This window comes from Sphingomonas sp. SP5, from assembly GCF_058313455.1.
This window is the reverse complement of record NZ_JBZFLF010000003.1, coordinates 95,455-113,256: the sequence shown is the minus strand read 5'-3', so window position 1 is coordinate 113,256 and position 17,802 is coordinate 95,455. Positions and strand designations below refer to the sequence as shown.

The following is a 17,802-nucleotide window of genomic DNA, read 5'->3' as shown; positions in this document are numbered from 1 at the left end:
GGTCACCGCAGCAGGACACCACATAATGCCGCGCCAGAACGATGATCCCAAGGCCCGCCGCCTGAAATGGGCAGCCGGAATCGCGGTCGCCTTCATCGCGCTGACCATCATCGCGATCTTCATCGGCGAAAACCTGACGCACAAGCAGGTGCTCGACGATGCCAAGCAGGAGAATGCGGCCGCGATCGGCTAGGCTGGGATCATTCCCATTCGATCGTGCCGGGCGGCTTGGACGTGTAATCGTAGACGACGCGGTTGACGCCCTTCACCTCGTTGACGATGCGGGTCGCGACGCGGGGCAGGAAGTCGCTCGGGAAGTCGAAGACCTCGGCGGTCATGCCGTCGGTCGAGGTGACCGCACGCAGCGCCAGCACGGAATCATAGGTGCGCCCGTCACCCATCACGCCGACGGTGCGGACCGGCAGCAACACCGCAAATGCCTGCCAGATCGCATCGTACAGCCCGGCGTTGCGGATCTCTTCAAGATAGATCGCATCCGCCTTGCGCAAGATGTCGCAGCGTTCCTGCGTGACTTCGCCGGGGATGCGGATAGCAAGGCCTGGACCGGGGAACGGGTGACGGCCGACGAACACCTCGGGCAGGCCCAGTTCACGACCCAGCGCGCGCACCTCGTCCTTGAACAATTCGCGCAAGGGCTCGACGAGCTTCATGTTCATGCGCTCTGGCAGGCCGCCGACATTGTGGTGGCTCTTGATCGTCACCGACGGGCCGCCGGTGAAGCTGACGCTCTCGATCACGTCGGGATAGAGCGTGCCCTGCGCCAGGAACTCGGCGCCGCCGATCTTCTTGGCCTCCGCCTCGAACACGTCGATGAAGGTCTTGCCGATGAACTTGCGCTTGGCCTCGGGGTCGGTGACGCCGGCGAGGCCGCTCATGAACAATGTCTGCGCCTGCACATGGACGAGCGGAATGTTGTAATGGCCGCGGAACAGCCCGACGACCTGCTCGGCCTCCCCTGCCCTCAGGATGCCGCCGTCGACGAACACGCAGGTCAGTTGGTCGCCGATCGCCTCGTGGATCAGCAGCGCGGCGACCGAGGAGTCGACGCCGCCCGACAGGCCGCAGATCACCTTGCCACTGCCGACCTGGGCGCGGATGTCGGCGATCTTAGCCTCGCGGAACTCGGCCATCGTCCAGTCGCCGGCGAGGCCGCAGACGTGGCGCGCGAAATTGGCGATCAGCTTGCCGCCGTCGGGGGTATGGACCACCTCCGGATGGAATTGCACGCCGTAGAAGCGCCGCGCCTCGTCGGCGACGATCGCATAGGGCGCACCCTCCGACGTGGCGACGGGGGTGAAGCCGGGCGGCAGCGCATCGACCTTGTCGCCGTGGCTCATCCAGACCTGGTGGCGCTCGCCCTCCGCCCACAGGCCGTCGAACAGCGCGCAGGGGTGCTTCACCTCGACATAGGCCTTGCCGAACTCGCCGCCGTCGCCCGAGACGATGACATTGCCGCCGAGCTGCGCGCTCATCAGCTGCTGGCCGTAGCAGATGCCGAGGATCGGCACGCCCGCCTCGAAGAAGCGCTGCGGCGCGCGCGGCGATGTGGCGAGCGTCACCGAGGCGGGGCCGCCCGACAGGATGATGCCGGCCGGGCGGATCCGGTCGAACGCTTCCTCGGCTGACTGGAAGGGCGCGACCTCGCTGTAGACGCCGGCCTCGCGGACGCGGCGGGCGATCAACTGGGTCACCTGGCTGCCGAAGTCGACGATCAGGATGGTGTCGGTATGCTGCATGGGCGCAGGCCTTAGCGGGCGCGCCCGCCAAGGCCAAGCCCGGCCGGCGGGGCCGAGGCCCCGTCCGACGACGCGGCTTCGCCGCGGCGGGCCGACAACTTCGAGCTTCAAACCTGATCCGTTTGTCCTGAGCCTGTCGAAGGGCATCGTGCCGCGCACGCCCGGCCCGTGGCGATCTGCCCTTCGACAGCTCAGGGCAAACGGAGATTAGAGCGAGCCGGGTCTACAGCTCGATGCTCTGATGCGCGACGCCCACGAAAAAGGCCGCACCATCGCTGGCGCGGCCTATCCCATTTCCGCAACACGACTCGGCAAAGCCGGGGCGTCGGACGTCGCTGTCCGCGGCGCCGGCCGGACGAGGCGTGAGCCTCGTCGCAGCCACGCTGCGGCTTACGCCGCCTCGTCGAAATCCTCGTCCGACTGGACCGGACCCGAATCCTGGCCCTTGGCCGAGACGTCGCGGTCGACGAACTCGATGATCGCCATCGGCGAAGCGTCCGACGCGCGGATGCCGGCCTTGATAATGCGGGTGTAGCCGCCGTTGCGATCGGCGTAGCGCGAGGCGAGGACGTCGAACAGCTTCACCAGCTGCGCATCGTCGAGCAGGCGGGCATGGGCGAGACGACGGTTGGACAGGCCACCCTTCTTCGCCAGCGTCACCAGCTTTTCGACATAGGGGCGCAGTTCCTTCGCCTTGGCGACGGTGGTGGTGATCTGCTCATGCTTGATGAGCGCGGCCGACATGTTGCGGAACAGAGCCGTACGATGGGCCGAGGTACGCTGCAGCTTACGGCCGCCGACGCGATGACGCATGGGTAAGTCCTTCGTTCGTTAAGGGGCCGTGTCACGGAACCCCAGAGCTGGCGGTGTTGTGAGAGGGCCACCGCCCATCGCCCTTTTGGAAAGTCTCAAAAGTCACGCCAAGGAGCATGCCTTTCGGGTGGCCGGGTGGCGGTGCGGCGAAGCCGCACCGGTCACGTCGAACGGGATCGGGTTGCGGCGTTGCCGCTCCCCGACCCGTCGGCCGGGCTTACGCCGTCTCGCGGATAGCATCGCTATCCGCGTGCGGCTCAGCCCATGATCTCCTGTTCCAGCTTCTTGGCCATCTCTTCGATGTTCTCAGGCGGCCAGCCGGGGATTTCCATGCCGAGGCGCAGCCCCATCGACGACAGCACTTCCTTGATCTCGTTCAAGGACTTGCGGCCGAAGTTCGGGGTACGCAGCATTTCGGCCTCGGTCTTGCCGACCAGATCGCCGATGTAGATGATATTGTCGTTCTTCAGGCAGTTGGCCGAACGCACCGACAGTTCCAGCTCGTCGACCTTCTTGAGAAGGTAACGGTTGATCTGCTGCGTGTCGCTCGCCGCTTCGCCGCCGGCAGCCGGAGCGGCCGCCTGGCCGATCGGAGCCGAAGACCGCGTGATCGCCGAATCGTCGAAGTGGACGAACAGCGCCAGCTGGTCCTGAAGGATGCGGCCGGCATAGGCCACCGCGTCTTCCGGGGTCACCGTGCCGTCGGTCTCGATTGTCAGCGTCAGCTTGTCGTAATCGAGGTCCTGCCCGACGCGGGTCGGATCGACCTTGTACGACACCTGGCGCACCGGCGAATAGAGCGCGTCGACCGGGATCAGGCCGATCGGCGCGTCGGCCGGACGGTTGGCGGTCGCGGGGACATAGCCCTTACCGATGTCGGCGGTCAGCTCCATGTTGAGCGTCGCGCCTTCGTCGAGGTGGCACAGGACGAGGTCGGGGTTCATCACCTCGATATCGCCCGACACGGCGATGTCGCCGGCCTTCACCTCGGCAGGACCGGTCGCGGAGAGCTGGAGGCGCTTGGGCCCCTCGCCCTGCATGCGGATCGCGATCTGCTTGACGTTGAGGACGATGTCGGTGACGTCCTCGCGGACGCCGGCCAGGCTGCTGAATTCGTGCAGCACGTTCTCGATCTTGATCGAGGTCACCGCCGCGCCCTGCAGCGAGGAGAGCAGCACGCGGCGCAGCGCGTTGCCGAGCGTCAGGCCGAAGCCACGCTCCAGCGGCTCGGCCACGAAGGTCGCCTTGCGCTTGCCATCGCCGCCCTTCTTCTCAAGGCCGTTGGGCTTCTTCAGTTCCTGCCAGTTCTTTGCGTTGACAGACACAGGTGTCCCCTAATTTGGGCCGGAACGGGGGCGGTTCCAGCCGGGAGAAAGACGCGCCGACTCGTCAGCCGGCGCGTGGGAGATCAGACGCGGCGGCGCTTCGACGGACGCACGCCATTGTGCGGGATCGAGGTGACGTCACGGATCGAGGTGATCTGGAAACCGACCGCCTGCAGCGCGCGCAGCGCCGATTCGCGGCCCGAACCCGGACCCTTCACTTCGACTTCCAGGGTGCGGACGCCGTGCTCGGCGGCCTTCTTGCCGGCGTCTTCCGCAGCCACCTGGGCGGCATACGGGGTCGACTTGCGGCTGCCCTTGAAGCCCATCATGCCGGCGGACGACCACGAGATGGCGTTGCCCTGCGCGTCGGTGATGGTGATCATGGTGTTGTTGAAGCTGGCGTTCACATGGGCGACGCCGGCGGTGATGTTCTTGCGTTCGCGACGGCGAAGACGCTGCGGTTCACGTGCCATGGATTAAGTCCTGACCTTGTCTAGCTGAAACGCCGGGCGATCGTTGCCGACCCGCCTCCGGCGAAAGAAGGAAGCGCGGAGGCGCTTACTTCTTCTTACCTGCGATCGGCTTCGCCTTGCCCTTGCGGGTGCGCGCATTGGTGTGCGTGCGCTGGCCGCGAACCGGCAGGCCCTTGCGATGACGCAGGCCGCGATAGCAGGCGAGATCCATCAGGCGCTTGATGTTCATCGCGGTTTCGCGACGCAGGTCGCCTTCCACGGTGTGATCGGCGTCGATCGTCTCGCGGATCTGCAACACTTCCTGATCGGTCAGGTCCTGAACGCGGCGCTCGGGCGCGATGTTCAGCTTGGTCGTGATTTCCTTCGACTTGGCCGGGCCAATGCCGTGGATGTACGTGAGCGCGATCACCACGCGCTTGTTGGTCGGGATGTTGACACCCGCGATACGTGCCATGAAACGTTTCTCCTAGCTCCACGGGGAACGGCATGGCTAGCCACGATCCCCATCTCATCGCATCCTCCGAGCCATACCGGCCGCCCTTGCCCTACGCAAAGCACGGCGAACGCAAACGAGCGCCGCCGCAAGCCGGTATTTCGGAGAGGAGTGCAGGTAGGCGCGCGCAAACGCCCTGTCAAGCGACCGGTTCCGCACCGCTTTGCCGGGACCGCCATCACCGGGCCGACGGATCGCCCGGTGATGGCCATGCCTTATTGCCGGTGCGCGACGAACTGCGTTTTCGTCCCCTGCCGCCGGTCTTCGTTGACCATCGTCATGCTACGGCCGTCGGGCGCCAGCGTCATGGTATAGACGTACACCACCTTGCCGTCGCGTGTGTCGGTTTCCACGATCGTGCGCGGGCCGGCCCGGCGGACCTGTGCCATGGTGCGCGCGGGATCACCGACGATCGGCACCGCAGGTCCACCGAAGCGCGCGGTGAAGGTTTCGCCGCTCGGCTGCGAGAAGGTGAGCGCGCGGCCGTCGTCCTTCAGGGTCAGGTACAGGCTCGAATCGCTGATCGCCTTGATCGCTTCGCGCCGCCAGCTGCCCGACGCGGCATGCGCCCCGGCGGGCGCCGGGCCGATGCGGGTTTCGACCTTGGTACCGCTCTGCTCCACGCCCTTCGCATTGTCCGTCGACCGCCAGCGGCTGGTCAGCGTCCTGCCGTCCGGCGACACGGTGTCGGTGCTGGTCGTCACCACCTTGCCGCCGCGCGTATAGCGGTAGGCGATGGTGCGGGCATCCACCGGCTTGACCGCGATGTGATCCCAATAATCGTGGCCGGGCGACGCCTGCGCGGTGCCGTCCGCCTTCACCGCGACCGCCGGCACGCAGCTGGAGCAGCTGTAGCGCCCATCCTTCAGCATGAAGACATCGGGCTTGGCCGGCAGCTTGGCGGAGGCGACATCGCCCTTCCATGTTCCGGAGAAGGATGCGGCCTTCTGCGCGGCGGCAGGAACGGCAGCGGCGGAAAGGCACAGCGCGCCGATACAGGCGCCAATGAGGATACGGGACATCGGAGTTCCTTCGGACAAGAGGGAACGCGCTACTCGGTGATGCCGAGGCTAGGACCGATCCGCCACAGCGTCAATCGATACCGATCCGGCCCCAGTCGCCGTGCGTGTCCGTGCCAGCGCCAGCCACCAGCGGCGCAGCGCGATGGCGGTCCACAGCAGTTCCACCGCGCCGAACGGCCAGGCGCCCTGGAGGAAGCCGTAGATCGAACTGAGCACGCACCCCGCCGCAAAGCCCAGCGTCCACCACGGCGAACGATCCTCCATCAGATAGCAGAGCAGCATGAAGAGGATGGCGAACAGGCCGAAGAGGCTGAGCGGGTCCATGGGAATCCTGATGATCGGGGCGTGGCGATCGCGAACCGGCATATCCTGCCTTTCCCGCGATGCCAGTAGGTTAGCAGACGTTTATCGCCCGTGTTAACCATTTGGCAGGAGCGAATCGGCCATATCGTCGGGCGAAAGGACACCGCGATGGCTCTTGCCCAGCATGCCTATGACCGGATTGCGAAAAAGGTACAGGCGCCGGCACCCGTCGCGCTCGCCCCCTGGTCGCCCCCGGCGATGAGCGAACTCGTCGCGCGGATCGATGCGGCGCTGATCGCGCGCCGCGCCGCCTGACCCGCCGGGCTCCCGCAACCGCGGCAGCCCGGCCACTCCCCGTCAGACCAGCGGCAGCGGCCCCTTGGCCGTGAAGGCCATCAGCAGCAGCATCGCCGACAGGCCAGCGGACAGGCCGCACAGCACGTAGCCGACATATTGCAGCATCGGTGGATTGGGCCGCTTCAGCCGTGCATTGCGCGACGCGCCCTGCAGCACGAAACTCATCAGCATCCCATAGGTCAACACGATCGCCCCAAGCATAACGCTCCTTCTTGCCGCTACCGGCGCAAAGCCCCACGAAATAGCGGCCCCCCGGCCGCGTTCGTCCGACACGCTATCGCGCGCCGCCTGACAAGTGGTTAACCGTCGATCGTTCGGAAAATACGACGATCGGTCCGAATCAGATCGGTAATACGATCCGCGCGACCAGCCCCGGCACATTGTCCGCCAGTTCGAAGCGGCCATTGTGCAGGCGGGCCACCGCCTCGATCAGCGCCATGCCCAGCCCCGCACCCGGCGTCGTCCGCGCCGCATCGAGGCGGCCGAAGCGCTTCAACGCCTGCGCACGGTCCGCCTCGGCGATGCCGGCGCCGCGATCCTCGACCTGGATCGCGATCTCATGCGTATGGACGACGAGGCGCAGCGTCAGCACCCCGCCGCTCGCCGCATGTTTCAGCGCATTGTCGATGAGGTTGGTGATCGCCTGGCTCAGCAGCTCGCGGTGCAGCGACATCGGCGGGGCGGAAGGATCGATCGCCAGCGTGAAGTCGAGCCCCGCCTCCTCGGCGACGGGCTCGTAGAGTTCGGCGATCTCCTCGACCAGATCGGCGGGTTCGACCAGGATGAAGCGGTCGCGCGATACCGATTCGGAGCGACTGATCTCGATCACCATGGTCAGCATCCGCATCACGAGATCTGTCTCGGCGAGCAGGCCGCCCAGTGCGGCCTCGCGCGCGTGCGGGTCGGCGATCAGCACCGCCTGCTCGGTCTTGGTGCGCAGCCGCGTCAGGGGCGAGCGCAGGTCGTGGGCGAGGCTGTCGGTGACGAGGCGCAGTTCGACCATGACGCGCTCGAGCTTGGCGAGCATCAGGTTGAGCTGGTCGGCGAGCCGGTCGAAGGCATCGCGGCGCGTCGGGGCGACCGGCACGCGGCGTGACAGGTCGCCCTCCCCCGCTGCGGCGATCACCGCCGCGATCCGGTTGAGCCGCACGCCGACATAGCGCGCCAGCACCAGGCCGGCGCCGATGCCGAGCACCAGCGACAGGAGGATGGCGACAGCCAGCGCGCCTTCGATCGCGTGCCGTTCCGCCTCGACCAGATCGAGCCGCCGCCCGGTGAGCAGCCAGTGGCTGCCGATCGGCCGCAGCGTGAAGCCGATGTCGCTGGTCGCCTCCGAACCATCGATATCGGCGATGCGGAACGGGCTGGGGGCAAGCGGCACGCCGAGCGCATCGGGCGCGAAGCCGGCGATGCGGCGTCCGCGCGCATCGAACACCGCGAGCAGCAGCGAGGTATCCCCCGCGGCGCGGGCATGGCCGATCGCCTCCACCACGTCGGGCAGGCCGCCGGCCTCGTAGATCTCGACCATCGCGTCGGCCTGTTCGATCGTCTCGCGGCGGACGGTGCCGATCACCGCGGCGTCGGTCCGCTTCCAGACGAAGCCGACCAGCACCAGGTTCGACACCAGCGCCAGGGCGATCGACAGCAGGGCGATACGGGCGGTGACGGACAGGCGCATGGCCCATCCTATCCCGTTCCCCCGGCCATGCGAACGGAATTGCGGCAGATCAGACCGGCTCGGCCGCGAGCCGATATCCCGCGCCGCGGACGGTGTGGAGGATCGGCGACGGGAAGCCATCCTCCAGCTTGCGACGAAGGCGGCCGATGTGGACGTCGACGACGTTGCTGCCGGGATCGAAATGGTAGTTCCAGATCTTTTCCAGCATCATCGTGCGGGTGACGACCTGGCCGGCATGGCGGGCGAGGAATTCCAGCAGGTTGAATTCGCGCGCGCCGAGCGGAATGGCGCGACCCGCGCGGGTGACGGCGCGGGCGAGCAGATCGATCTCCAGATCGCCGACCGACAGCTTGGTCTTGGCCGGCTCCGTCGCGGCGCGATCGGAGCGACGAACCAGTGCCTCGATCCGGGCGGAGAGTTCGGCGAAGGAAAAGGGCTTGCAGAGGTAATCGTCCGCCCCCGCCTTCAGCCCGTCGACGCGGTCGTCGACGGCGGCGAGCGCGGAGAGCACGAGGACCGGCGTGGCGATGCCCGCGGCGCGGATCGCGCTGACCATCGACAGGCCGTCGAGGCCGGGGAGCATGCGATCGGCGATCACGAGGTCGAAGATGCCCTCGCTCGCCAGGAACAGGCCGTCGCGGCCGTCGCGCGCCGATTCCACGGCATAGCCCGCTTCCGACAGGCCCTTGGCGAGATAGGCGGCGGTGGAACTGTCGTCCTCGACGATCAGGATCTTGCGGCTCACGATTCCTTCCTCACGGATCCCGCCATTACAGGAAAGGCCGGCGGAAAGCATCCCTTCCGCCGGCCCCTACGGCACCCCCGGGAGTGTCGGGTACCGATCTCGTCGAACCTGCCGACCCCATCGAGGTCGTGCATCGGTTCTACGTGAGGAGGAATAGCGGCGCGATGACCCGGACATGACAAACGCGTCATGGTTGTAACAGGTTATGCCGAAAGGATAATTCCTCCCCGGCACGGCAGGGCTATCGCATATGGGCTGTTTGATACGGGGGCGGCGTTCTTCAATCCTCCGTCATGCCGGACTTGGTCCGGCATCCACCGTGCCGCATACCCATACGCTATTGGTTTTGCGGCATGGTGGACCCCGGAACGAGTCCGGGGTGACGGGAAATATCGGGATGGGATGCCCCTTAACCCGAGCCCGGCAGCCGTCCCAGCCATATGCGATAGCTCTCCCTGGCACGGGGAGGTGACAGTGCGCGGCGCTGACGAAGGGCGCGTTCGGCAGGCGATGCCGCTCGTGGAGAGCCCCCTCCACCACCGGCTTCGCCGGCGGTCCCCCTCCCCGTCCCGGGGAGGATTTCGTCAGCCGTCGAGGATCTGGCCGATCGCCTGGCTGACGTGATCGATGTCGGCCATGCCGTTGACCTTCTGCACCAGCCCGCGGACCTGGTAGATCGGCAGAATCGGCGCGGTCTTGGCGCGATATTCGTTCATGCGGGTGCGCACGGTTTCCGCATTGTCGTCGGGCCGCCGCTTGAATTCGGTCGAGCCGCAGACGTCGCATACGCCGGGAACGGCGGGTTCCTTGAAGCGGTCGTGATAGCCCTCGCCGCACTTGGCGCAGGTGTAGCGGCCCTCGACGCGCTCGATTAGCGCCGCCTCGTCCACCTCCAGCTCGATCACATGATCGAGCGTAAGGCCGCGCGCCTCCAGCAGTTCGTCGAGCGAGGCGGCCTGCGCCGCGGTGCGCGGATAGCCGTCGAAGATCGCGCCGCCACCGATGCCCTGGTCGAGCCGCTCGCCGATCAGCGCCGAGACGATGGCGTCCGACACCAGCTCGCCGGCGTCCATCACCGCCTTCGCCTGCAGGCCGACGGGCGAGCCCGCCTTCACCGCCGCGCGCAGCATGTCGCCGGTCGACAGCTGCACCATGCCGCGCGTGGCCATCAGCCGCTGCGCCTGGGTACCCTTGCCCGCCCCCGGCGGTCCGAGAAGGATGATGTTCACCGGCGCACTCCCTTTACCGCGCGTGGATCAGCTTAACGCAGGCGCCCGCCCTTCAGCTTCGCCTTCTTGATGAGGTCGCCATATTGATGCGCCAGCAGGTGGCTCTGGATCTGCGTCACCGTGTCCATGGTCACGTTGACGACGATCAGCAGGCTGGTGCCGCCCAGGTAGAAGGGGATCGACAGCGCCGACACCAGATATTCGGGCAACAGGCAGATCACGGTCAGATAGGCCGCGCCGATCACGGTGATGCGGGTCAGCACGTAATCGAAATAGGTTTCGGTATTCTTGCCCGGACGGATGCCGGGGATGAACCCGCCATAACGCTTCAGGTTGTCCGCGGTCTCTTCCGGATTGAAGACGACGGCGGTGTAGAAGAACGAGAAGAAGATGATGCCGGCGGCGTAGAGCGCCATGTACACCGGCTGCCCGTGCGCCAGATACTGGTTGAGGGTGATGATGAAATCGCCCCACTTCGATTCGCCCGCGACGCGCTGGCCGGCGAACTGCGAGATGGTGAGCGGCATCAGCAGCAGCGACGAGGCGAAGATCGGCGGGATCACGCCCGCGGTGTTGATCTTGAGCGGCAGGTGGCTGCGATCCGCCTGCATGCCGCGCTGCGTCTGGCGCTTGGGGTACTGGATCAGGATGCGGCGCTGCGCCCGCTCCATGAAGCAGATGAACAGGATCAGCGCGACGACGGCGATGACGATACCGATCAGGCGCACCGCGTCGATCGATCCCGAGCGCCCGCCCTCCAGCAGGTTGACCAGCGTGGTCGGCAGATGCGCGACGATGCCCGCCATGATGATGAGCGACACGCCATTGCCGATGCCGCGGCTGGTGATCTGCTCACCCAGCCACATCAGGAACATGGTGCCGCCGATCAGGCTGATGACCGCGGCGATGCGGAAGGTCATGCCCGGCTCGATCACCGCCTGCACGCCGTTGGTCGCGGCCAGCGCCTCCAGCCCGACGGCGATGAAATAGCCCTGGATCGCGGTCAGCGCGACGGTGCCGTAGCGGGTATATTGGTTGAGCTTCTTGCGGCCCGATTCGCCTTCCTTCTTGATCGCGGCGAGCTGCGGGCTGAGCGAGGTCGCGAGCTGCACGACGATCGATGCCGTGATGTACGGCATCACGCCGAGCGCGATCAGCGACATGCGGCTCAAGGAACCGCCCGAGAAGGTGTTGAAGAAATCCAGCACGCCGCCCGTGGTGCGCTGCGACAGCAGGTTGAGCGCGGTCGGGTCGATGCCTGGCAGCGGCACGTAGCTGAGCAGGCGGAAGACGATCAGCGCGCCGATCGTGAACCACAGCCGCTTCTTGAGGTCGGTCGCCTGCGCGAATTTCGCGAGGCTGATGCTTTGCGCCATCTGGTCGGCTACGGATGCCATGCGTGTCGGTGTCCTGGAAACGGGTTCCCACGAAAGTCATACTTCCATGGGTGCGAAACAAAAACGGCGGGATGCGTTTTTACCGCCCCGCCGCTCATATAGGCGCTCAGCACGCCTTGTCTAATCGCGACGCACCTCGTGTCTCATCCCGACGTCACCCCGGACGTGTTCCGGGGCCCACGCGTCCTCTGGCGCCAGCGCCCGGGGATGAGTGGATGCCGGAACGCGTCCGGCATGACGGAAGATGATGGGAGAGCGGCTTACGCCTTGAACGACGCCTTCTTTTCCTGACGCGCCTTGTAGGCGACGCCCTTCTTGGCGGCGGCCTTTTCGGCGGCGGGAACGATCGTCGGGATATCGAGCGAGCCACCGGCCTTTTCGATCATCTCGCGCGCACCGGCCGAGACGCCGGCGACGTGGAAGCTCAGCTTCGCGGTCAGCTCGCCCTTGCCGAGCACGCGCACGCCGTCCTTGCCGCCGCGCACCAGGCCGGCCGCCTTCAGCGCCGCCTGGTCGATCGTGCCCTCTGCCGACAGCTTGCCCGAATCGATCGCCTTTTGGATCGCGCCCGTGTTCACCTCGGCATAATCCTTGGCGAAGATGTTGTTGAAGCCGCGCTTCGGCAGACGCATGTGGAGCGGCATCTGGCCGCCTTCGAAGCCGGCGATGCTGACGCCCTCGCGGCTCTTCTGGCCCTTGACGCCGCGGCCGCCGGTCTTGCCCTTGCCCGAGCCGATGCCGCGTCCGACGCGGATCTTGGACTTGCGGGCGCCCTGGTTGTCGCGGAGTTCGTTCAGTTTCATGGATTGCACTCGCTTTCGCTTTGGTCGCGCTGATGGATAGGAAGCGCGGGCGCATAGCGGCATCACCCGCCGATGTCACGCGCTTTTCCGTGCCGTCAGGACGCCGGCGCGCGTGGCAGCAGCCGCGGCAGCCACCGTTCGACCACCCAGGCGAGCGCCACGAGCAGCACCGCCGCAAGGCACAGGCCGGCAGGGCTTTGCGCCAGCCGCCAATCGACCAGCAACGGCATGTGCAGGACGTAGAGGCCGTAGGACACGCTGGCGATACCCGCCCACAGCCGCGGGGTTGCGGCGGCGACCCGCGACAGCATGTGCCCTAACGGCCCGAACAGGCACACCACCATGATCGCGGCGCTGGCGAAATGGCGCAGCGGCAGCATCGGATAGCGCCCGAAGCCGTCATAGCCGCGCCACGCCACCACCGCAGCCGCCGCCAGGCCCAACAGCAGCAGCCAGAGCAGCGGCACGGCGATGCCGCGCAGCCGGCGGGCGCCGTCCAGATAGGCCGCAGCGGCCATCGCCCCGCTCCACCAGACGAGAAAATAGGCGACGACGAGCGCGATATGGTTCGGCAGCACGGCGTAGACCCCATAGGCGAGACAGCAGGCGAGGCCGATCGCATGGTTCGCGCTGCGCGGCGCCGCGGTCCACCAGCGCAGCGCGAACGGGAAAATCAGGTAGAAGGCGATCTCATACGACAAGGACCAGAGCGGATCGTTGCCGAGATAGGGGTCGGCCCAGACGCCGGGCTTCAGCGCCGCGATATCCTGTACCGCGAGCAGCGTGCCCGCCAGCTGGCCGGCATCGAAGCGCTGAGAGAGATCGCCGTTGCTCCAGGCGACGAGGGTCGAGACGCCGAGCGCGGCGATCAGCGGCGGATAGATGCGCCGCGCCCGCCGCCAGCCGTAGCCAAGCGGATGGAGCGCCCTCCGCCGCTCGTTGGCGAAGATCACGAAGCCGCTGAGCAGGAAGAACACCAGCACCGCTTCCTGCCCGAAGCGCAGGGCGTAACCCGGCAGGTCGGCAAGCGCATGCGCCTTGGCGACGTGATGCGCGACGACATACAGCGCGGCGCAGGCACGGGCGGCATCGAGCAGCGCGCGGGCTGCCGGGCTCAGGCCTGCGTGCGGAGGGGTCGTGTTGGCGTCTGCGGGTTCTGCACCGATCCTCATCGCGCGGGCTTCTAGCAGCGTACCGGTAAACCGATCATGCTACGCGTGGAGGCGCATGGGGCGTTCATGCAACCCGCCGTTCACCGCCGTGGACGAGCCTGTGCGTATCGATGATCGAAGCGCTATTACCGCGCCCCCCTCCGTCACACCGGACGCGTTCCCAAATCCTCGGTTCGGCAGGAGCCCCAAGCCCCGTGACTCTGGCGCGGTGGCCCCCGGAACACGTCCGGGGTGACGGAGGATAAGAGGCAGGCGTTCGCCCGCCCCCGCTCTGGCCGATCGCCCGCACGAAAAAGGGGGCCGGCGAACCGACCCCCTTTCCTGTTTCAGCGAAATGCCGGGCGATCAGCCCTGCACTTCGACCATGTGCTGGACCTTGCGGATCATGCCGCGCACTTCGGGGCTGTCTTCCAGCTCCGACACCTTGTGCATCTTGTTGAGGCCAAGGCCGACCAGCGTCGCGCGCTGGTCCTTCGTGCGGCGGATCGGCGAACCGGTCTGCTTGATCTTGATCGTCGCCATGTCGCGTTACTCCGTGACGGCCGCAGCATCCGCCTCGGCGGTCTGCGAACCACCGCGGCCGAGCAGGTCGGCGATCTTCTTGCCACGACGCTGCGCCACCGCCTTCGGAGAGGTCTGGTCGCCCAGCGCTTCGAACGTGGCGCGGATCATGTTGTAGGGGTTGGACGTGCCGATCGACTTGGTCACCACGTCGGCGACGCCGAGCGATTCGAAGATCGCGCGCATCGGACCGCCGGCGATGATGCCGGTGCCCTGCGGCGCCGAACGCACGGTCACGCGACCGGCACCGAAGTGGCCGTTGCCGTCGTGATGCAGCGTGCGGCCGTCCTTCAGCGGAACGCGAACCATCGCCTTCTTGGCCGAAGCGGTCGCCTTCGAAATGGCTTCCGGCACTTCGCGTGCCTTGCCATGACCGAAGCCGACGCGGCCCTTCCCGTCGCCCACGACGACCAGCGCCGCGAAGCCGAAGCGCTTGCCGCCCTTCACCGTCTTCGAGACGCGGTTGATGTGGACCAGCTTCTCGATCAGCTCTTCGCCGCCATCGTCCTGACCGCCACGGCGATCGTCGCGACGGCCACCACGGCCGCCGTCACGGCCGCCGCGGTTGCCACCCGGACCGCCGGGACCACGGCCACCGCCGCCACCACGGCCGCCGCGCGGACCACCACGTCCACCGCCGAAGCCGCCCTGCTGGCCGCCCTGCGGCGCCGAAGCGTCCTGCGGTGCGCCCTCAGCCGCTGCCGGCTGCACGTTGTTCTCGTCAGCCATTCTTAGAACTCCAATCCGGCTTCACGCGCGGCTTCCGCCAGCGCCTTGACACGGCCGTGGAACAGGAAGCCGCCGCGATCGAACACGACCTGCGTCACGCCCGCCGCCTTGGCCGCTTCCGCCACGCGGGTGCCGACCGCGGTCGCTGCCGCGATGTTGGCGCCCGAGGTGCCGCGCACGTCCTTTTCCAGGGTCGATGCCGACGCGACGGTCCTGCCGGCGACGTCGTCGATGACCTGGGCATAGATGTGCTTGCCCGAACGATGCACCGACAGACGCGGGCGGGTGCCCGAACGCGCCTTCAGCGCGGTGCGATTGCGCCGACGGCGCTTCTGGAACAGAGAAAGACCCTTGGTCATTACTTCTTCTTCCCTTCCTTGCGGAAGATGAACTCGCCGTCGTACTTGATGCCCTTGCCCTTGTACGGCTCGGGCTTGCGCCACTGACGGATCTCGGCGGCCAGCTGACCGACCTTCTGCTTGTCGGAGCCGCTGATCTCGACCGTGGTCGCGTCAGGCGTCTTCACCTCGATGCCTTCCGGCACGTCGATGTTGACGTCGTGGCTGTAGCCGAGCTGCAGCTTCAGGGTCTTGCCCTGCGCGGCAGCACGATAGCCGACGCCGGTGATGAGCAGCTTCTTGGTGAAGCCCTCGGTCACGCCGGTGACCAGGTTCTGCACCATGGTGCGCTGCATGCCCCAGAAGGCGCGCGCGCGCTTGGTGTCGTTGGCCGGCTGCACCGAAATGCCGCCGTCTTCGACGGTGTAGCTGATTTCGTCGCGCATCGGCATGGTCAGGGTGCCCTTGGGGCCCTTCACGCTGATGACGCCGTTGCTGATCGTCGGGGTCACACCCGCCGGTACGGTGACCGGCTTCTTACCGATGCGGCTCATCAGAAGACCTCCGCGAGCACTTCGCCACCGACGTTCTGCTCACGCGCTTCCGCGTCGGAGAGAACGCCACGCGGCGTCGAGACGATGGTGATGCCGAGGCCGTTGCGGACGCGCGGCAATTCCTGCGAACCGGAATAGACGCGGCGGCCGGGCTTCGAAACGCGCGCGACGTGCTTGATCGCCGGCTGGCCCTCGAAATACTTCAGCTCGATGCGGACGCCGGCGGCCGGGCCCATCTGTTCGTCGCTGTAGCCACGGATATAGCCTTCGCGCTGCAGCACGTCGAGGACGCGGATGCGCAGCTTCGACGCGGGCGAGAGGACGCTGTCCTTCTTCGCGCGCTGGCCGTTGCGGATGCGGGTGAGCAGGTCACCCAGGGGATCGGTCACTGCCATTTTCGTGATCCTTACCAGCTCGACTTGGTGAGACCGGGGATCAGGCCCTTGTTGGCCAGATCGCGGAGCATCACGCGTGCGAGACGGAACTTGCGATAGTAAGCGCGCGGACGGCCGGTGATCTCGCAACGGTTGCGGATCCGGGTCGGGTTCGCGTTGCGCGGCAGCTCGGCCATCTTGAGACGGGCGATCAGGCGCTCGTTCTCGTCGAGGCTCTGGTCGTTCGCCTGCGCCTTCAGCTTCGCAAGCTTGGGAGCATATTGCTTCACGAGCTTCTTGCGACGCTCGTTCTTGTTGATGGAACTCAGTTTCGCCATGGACTTAAGCTCTCTTCCTTAGTTCAGGGAAGCAAGACCGCTCACGCGGCCTGCTTCTGCTGCTCAGCCTCGGGCTGAGGGAACGGGAAGCCGAACAGACGCAGCAGCTCGCGCGCCTCGTCGTCGGTCTTCGCCGTGGTGGTGACGATCACGTCCATCCCGCGCACCTTGTCGATGCGATCGTAGTTGATCTCCGGGAAGATGATCTGTTCCTTGATGCCGCAGGCATAGTTGCCGCGACCATCGAAGCTCTTGGGGTTCAGGCCACGGAAGTCGCGCACGCGGGGCAGCGCGATCGTGATGAAGCGGTCGAGGAACTCGTACATGCGCTCGCGACGCAGCGTCACCTTGACGCCGATCGGCATGCCTTCACGCAGTTTGAACTGCGCGATCGACTTCTTCGCCTTGGTGATGACCGGCTTCTGACCGGCGATCAGCTCCATTTCCGACGCGGCCTGATCGACGCGCTTCTTGTCCTGGGTCGCCTCGCCGACGCCCATGTTCAGCACGATCTTCTCGATCCGCGGGATCTCGTTGACGTTCTTGTAGCCGAACTTCTCGACCATCGCCTTGATGATCGTGTCTTCGTAGATGCCCTTCATCCGGGGCTTGTAGGCATCAGCCATCGATCTTCTCCCCGGACTTCACGGCCACGCGGACCTTCTTGCCGTCCTGCGTCTCGAAACGGACGCGGGTGGGCTTGCCGTCGGCGGTCACGTGCGCGACCTTCGAGATGTGCAGCGGCGCTTCGGTGCGCTCCAGGCCGCCCTGCGGGTTCGCCTGGGTCGGCTTGCGGTGACGGGTCGCGACGTTGACGCCCTCGACCACGACCTTGCCGTCCTTCGGCATGGCGATGGTGACGGTGCCGGTCTTGCCCTTGTCCTTGCCGGACAGGACGATGACGCGATCGCCCTTCTTGATCTTCGCGGCGGCCATTACAGCACCTCCGGCGCCAGAGAGATGATCTTCATGTGCTTCTTGCCACGCAGCTCGCGCACGACCGGGCCGAAGATACGGGTGCCGATCGGCTCCTCGTTCTTGTTGACCAGGACAGCAGCGTTGCCGTCGAAGCGGATGGTCGAACCATCGGCACGATGGATGTCCTTGGCGGTGCGAACGATGACGGCGCGATGCACGTCGCCCTTCTTCACCTTGCCGCGGGGCTGTGCTTCCTTGATGCTGACGACGATGATGTCGCCGACCGATGCCGTGCGACGCTTCGAGCCGCCCAGCACCTTGATGCACTGCACCCGCTTCGCGCCGCTGTTGTCAGCGACGTCGAGATTGGATTGCATCTGGATCATTGATCCATTTCCTTCTCGTCTATGGGGTGGATACCGA

General features: G+C 66.4%; 25 protein-coding genes. 2 read left to right on the top strand and 23 right to left on the bottom strand.

Annotation, left to right across the window (positions count from 1 at the left end):
• The first annotated feature begins 25 nt into the window (after positions 1 to 25).
• On the top strand, positions 26 to 193 hold the full coding sequence (locus tag AC4GY7_RS08120) for a hypothetical protein (RefSeq protein ID WP_491112913.1): 168 nt from the start codon (positions 26 to 28) through the stop codon (positions 191 to 193).
• A gap of 7 nt (positions 194 to 200) precedes the next feature.
• On the opposite strand, the gene guaA is transcribed toward AC4GY7_RS08120, so the two are convergent.
• From guaA to AC4GY7_RS08085, 7 genes are all read right to left on the bottom strand, one after another.
• On the bottom strand, positions 201 to 1,757 hold the full coding sequence (gene guaA, locus AC4GY7_RS08115; RefSeq protein ID WP_443583908.1) for a glutamine-hydrolyzing GMP synthase: 1,557 nt from the start codon (positions 1,755 to 1,757) through the stop codon (positions 201 to 203).
• A gap of 390 nt (positions 1,758 to 2,147) precedes the next feature.
• Positions 2,148 to 2,570 (bottom strand): 50S ribosomal protein L17, encoded by a 423-nt coding sequence (rplQ, locus tag AC4GY7_RS08110; protein ID WP_443583909.1) that lies wholly within the window; start codon positions 2,568 to 2,570, stop codon positions 2,148 to 2,150.
• Between the two features lie 257 nt (positions 2,571 to 2,827).
• Positions 2,828 to 3,895, bottom strand: a complete 1,068-nt coding sequence (locus tag AC4GY7_RS08105; RefSeq protein ID WP_491112912.1) for a DNA-directed RNA polymerase subunit alpha — start codon at positions 3,893 to 3,895, stop codon at positions 2,828 to 2,830.
• Positions 3,896 to 3,978: 83 nt separating this feature from the next.
• Positions 3,979 to 4,368 (bottom strand): 30S ribosomal protein S11, encoded by a 390-nt coding sequence (rpsK, locus tag AC4GY7_RS08100; RefSeq protein ID WP_017979464.1) that lies wholly within the window; start codon positions 4,366 to 4,368, stop codon positions 3,979 to 3,981.
• Between the two features lie 85 nt (positions 4,369 to 4,453).
• Positions 4,454 to 4,822 (bottom strand): 30S ribosomal protein S13, encoded by a 369-nt coding sequence (gene rpsM / locus AC4GY7_RS08095; RefSeq protein WP_491112911.1) that lies wholly within the window; start codon positions 4,820 to 4,822, stop codon positions 4,454 to 4,456.
• Positions 4,823 to 5,076: 254 nt separating this feature from the next.
• Complete coding sequence (locus tag AC4GY7_RS08090) at positions 5,077 to 5,883, bottom strand: hypothetical protein (RefSeq protein WP_491112910.1); 807 nt, start codon at positions 5,881 to 5,883, stop codon at positions 5,077 to 5,079.
• A gap of 48 nt (positions 5,884 to 5,931) precedes the next feature.
• Positions 5,932 to 6,207, bottom strand: coding sequence for a hypothetical protein (locus AC4GY7_RS08085; RefSeq protein ID WP_491112909.1), 276 nt, complete (start codon positions 6,205 to 6,207; stop codon positions 5,932 to 5,934).
• A gap of 147 nt (positions 6,208 to 6,354) precedes the next feature.
• On the opposite strand from AC4GY7_RS08085, the gene AC4GY7_RS08080 reads away from it, so the two are divergent.
• Positions 6,355 to 6,501, top strand: coding sequence for a hypothetical protein (locus tag AC4GY7_RS08080; RefSeq protein ID WP_443583914.1), 147 nt, complete (start codon positions 6,355 to 6,357; stop codon positions 6,499 to 6,501).
• Positions 6,502 to 6,543: 42 nt separating this feature from the next.
• On the opposite strand, the gene AC4GY7_RS08075 is transcribed toward AC4GY7_RS08080, so the two are convergent.
• The 16 genes from AC4GY7_RS08075 to rplN form a co-directional block, all read right to left on the bottom strand.
• Positions 6,544 to 6,708, bottom strand: a complete 165-nt coding sequence (locus AC4GY7_RS08075) for a hypothetical protein (protein WP_443583915.1) — start codon at positions 6,706 to 6,708, stop codon at positions 6,544 to 6,546.
• A gap of 175 nt (positions 6,709 to 6,883) precedes the next feature.
• A complete protein-coding gene (locus tag AC4GY7_RS08070; protein WP_491112908.1) occupies positions 6,884 to 8,221 on the bottom strand; it encodes a sensor histidine kinase in 1,338 nt (445 codons plus the stop codon).
• 49 nt (positions 8,222 to 8,270) lie between these two features.
• Positions 8,271 to 8,966 (bottom strand): winged helix-turn-helix domain-containing protein, encoded by a 696-nt coding sequence (locus tag AC4GY7_RS08065; protein WP_443583917.1) that lies wholly within the window; start codon positions 8,964 to 8,966, stop codon positions 8,271 to 8,273.
• 584 nt (positions 8,967 to 9,550) lie between these two features.
• Positions 9,551 to 10,195, bottom strand: a complete 645-nt coding sequence (locus AC4GY7_RS08060; protein WP_443583918.1) for an adenylate kinase — start codon at positions 10,193 to 10,195, stop codon at positions 9,551 to 9,553.
• 32 nt (positions 10,196 to 10,227) lie between these two features.
• Entirely contained in the window at positions 10,228 to 11,592 is a 1,365-nt protein-coding gene (secY, locus tag AC4GY7_RS08055) for a preprotein translocase subunit SecY (protein WP_491112907.1), read from the bottom strand.
• A gap of 260 nt (positions 11,593 to 11,852) precedes the next feature.
• Positions 11,853 to 12,395, bottom strand: coding sequence for a 50S ribosomal protein L15 (gene rplO, locus AC4GY7_RS08050; protein WP_443583920.1), 543 nt, complete (start codon positions 12,393 to 12,395; stop codon positions 11,853 to 11,855).
• 95 nt (positions 12,396 to 12,490) lie between these two features.
• Positions 12,491 to 13,567: an acyltransferase family protein gene (locus tag AC4GY7_RS08045; protein ID WP_491112906.1), complete on the bottom strand. Its 1,077-nt coding sequence runs from the start codon at positions 13,565 to 13,567 to the stop codon at positions 12,491 to 12,493.
• Between the two features lie 345 nt (positions 13,568 to 13,912).
• Positions 13,913 to 14,089: a 50S ribosomal protein L30 gene (gene rpmD / locus AC4GY7_RS08040; protein ID WP_443583922.1), complete on the bottom strand. Its 177-nt coding sequence runs from the start codon at positions 14,087 to 14,089 to the stop codon at positions 13,913 to 13,915.
• A 6-nt stretch (positions 14,090 to 14,095) separates the two neighbouring features.
• Positions 14,096 to 14,857 carry a 30S ribosomal protein S5 gene (rpsE, locus tag AC4GY7_RS08035; RefSeq protein WP_443583923.1) on the bottom strand — a complete coding sequence of 254 codons (762 nt, stop codon included), beginning with the start codon at positions 14,855 to 14,857 and terminating at the stop codon, positions 14,096 to 14,098.
• 2 nt (positions 14,858 to 14,859) lie between these two features.
• Positions 14,860 to 15,216, bottom strand: a complete 357-nt coding sequence (rplR, locus tag AC4GY7_RS08030) for a 50S ribosomal protein L18 (RefSeq protein ID WP_443583924.1) — start codon at positions 15,214 to 15,216, stop codon at positions 14,860 to 14,862.
• Entirely contained in the window at positions 15,216 to 15,749 is a 534-nt protein-coding gene (rplF, locus tag AC4GY7_RS08025; RefSeq protein WP_443583925.1) for a 50S ribosomal protein L6, read from the bottom strand. The genes rplR and rplF overlap by 1 nt, the downstream gene beginning before the upstream one ends.
• Entirely contained in the window at positions 15,749 to 16,144 is a 396-nt protein-coding gene (rpsH, locus tag AC4GY7_RS08020; protein WP_037534152.1) for a 30S ribosomal protein S8, read from the bottom strand. The genes rplF and rpsH overlap by 1 nt, the downstream gene beginning before the upstream one ends.
• Before the next feature lie 11 nt (positions 16,145 to 16,155).
• Positions 16,156 to 16,461: a 30S ribosomal protein S14 gene (gene rpsN, locus AC4GY7_RS08015; protein WP_443583926.1), complete on the bottom strand. Its 306-nt coding sequence runs from the start codon at positions 16,459 to 16,461 to the stop codon at positions 16,156 to 16,158.
• Between the two features lie 41 nt (positions 16,462 to 16,502).
• Positions 16,503 to 17,087, bottom strand: coding sequence for a 50S ribosomal protein L5 (rplE, locus tag AC4GY7_RS08010; RefSeq protein ID WP_017979482.1), 585 nt, complete (start codon positions 17,085 to 17,087; stop codon positions 16,503 to 16,505).
• Complete coding sequence (gene rplX / locus AC4GY7_RS08005; RefSeq protein WP_491112905.1) at positions 17,080 to 17,397, bottom strand: 50S ribosomal protein L24; 318 nt, start codon at positions 17,395 to 17,397, stop codon at positions 17,080 to 17,082. The genes rplE and rplX overlap by 8 nt, the downstream gene beginning before the upstream one ends.
• Complete coding sequence (gene rplN / locus AC4GY7_RS08000; RefSeq protein ID WP_017979484.1) at positions 17,397 to 17,765, bottom strand: 50S ribosomal protein L14; 369 nt, start codon at positions 17,763 to 17,765, stop codon at positions 17,397 to 17,399. The genes rplX and rplN overlap by 1 nt, the downstream gene beginning before the upstream one ends.
• Positions 17,766 to 17,802 lie beyond the last annotated feature (37 nt).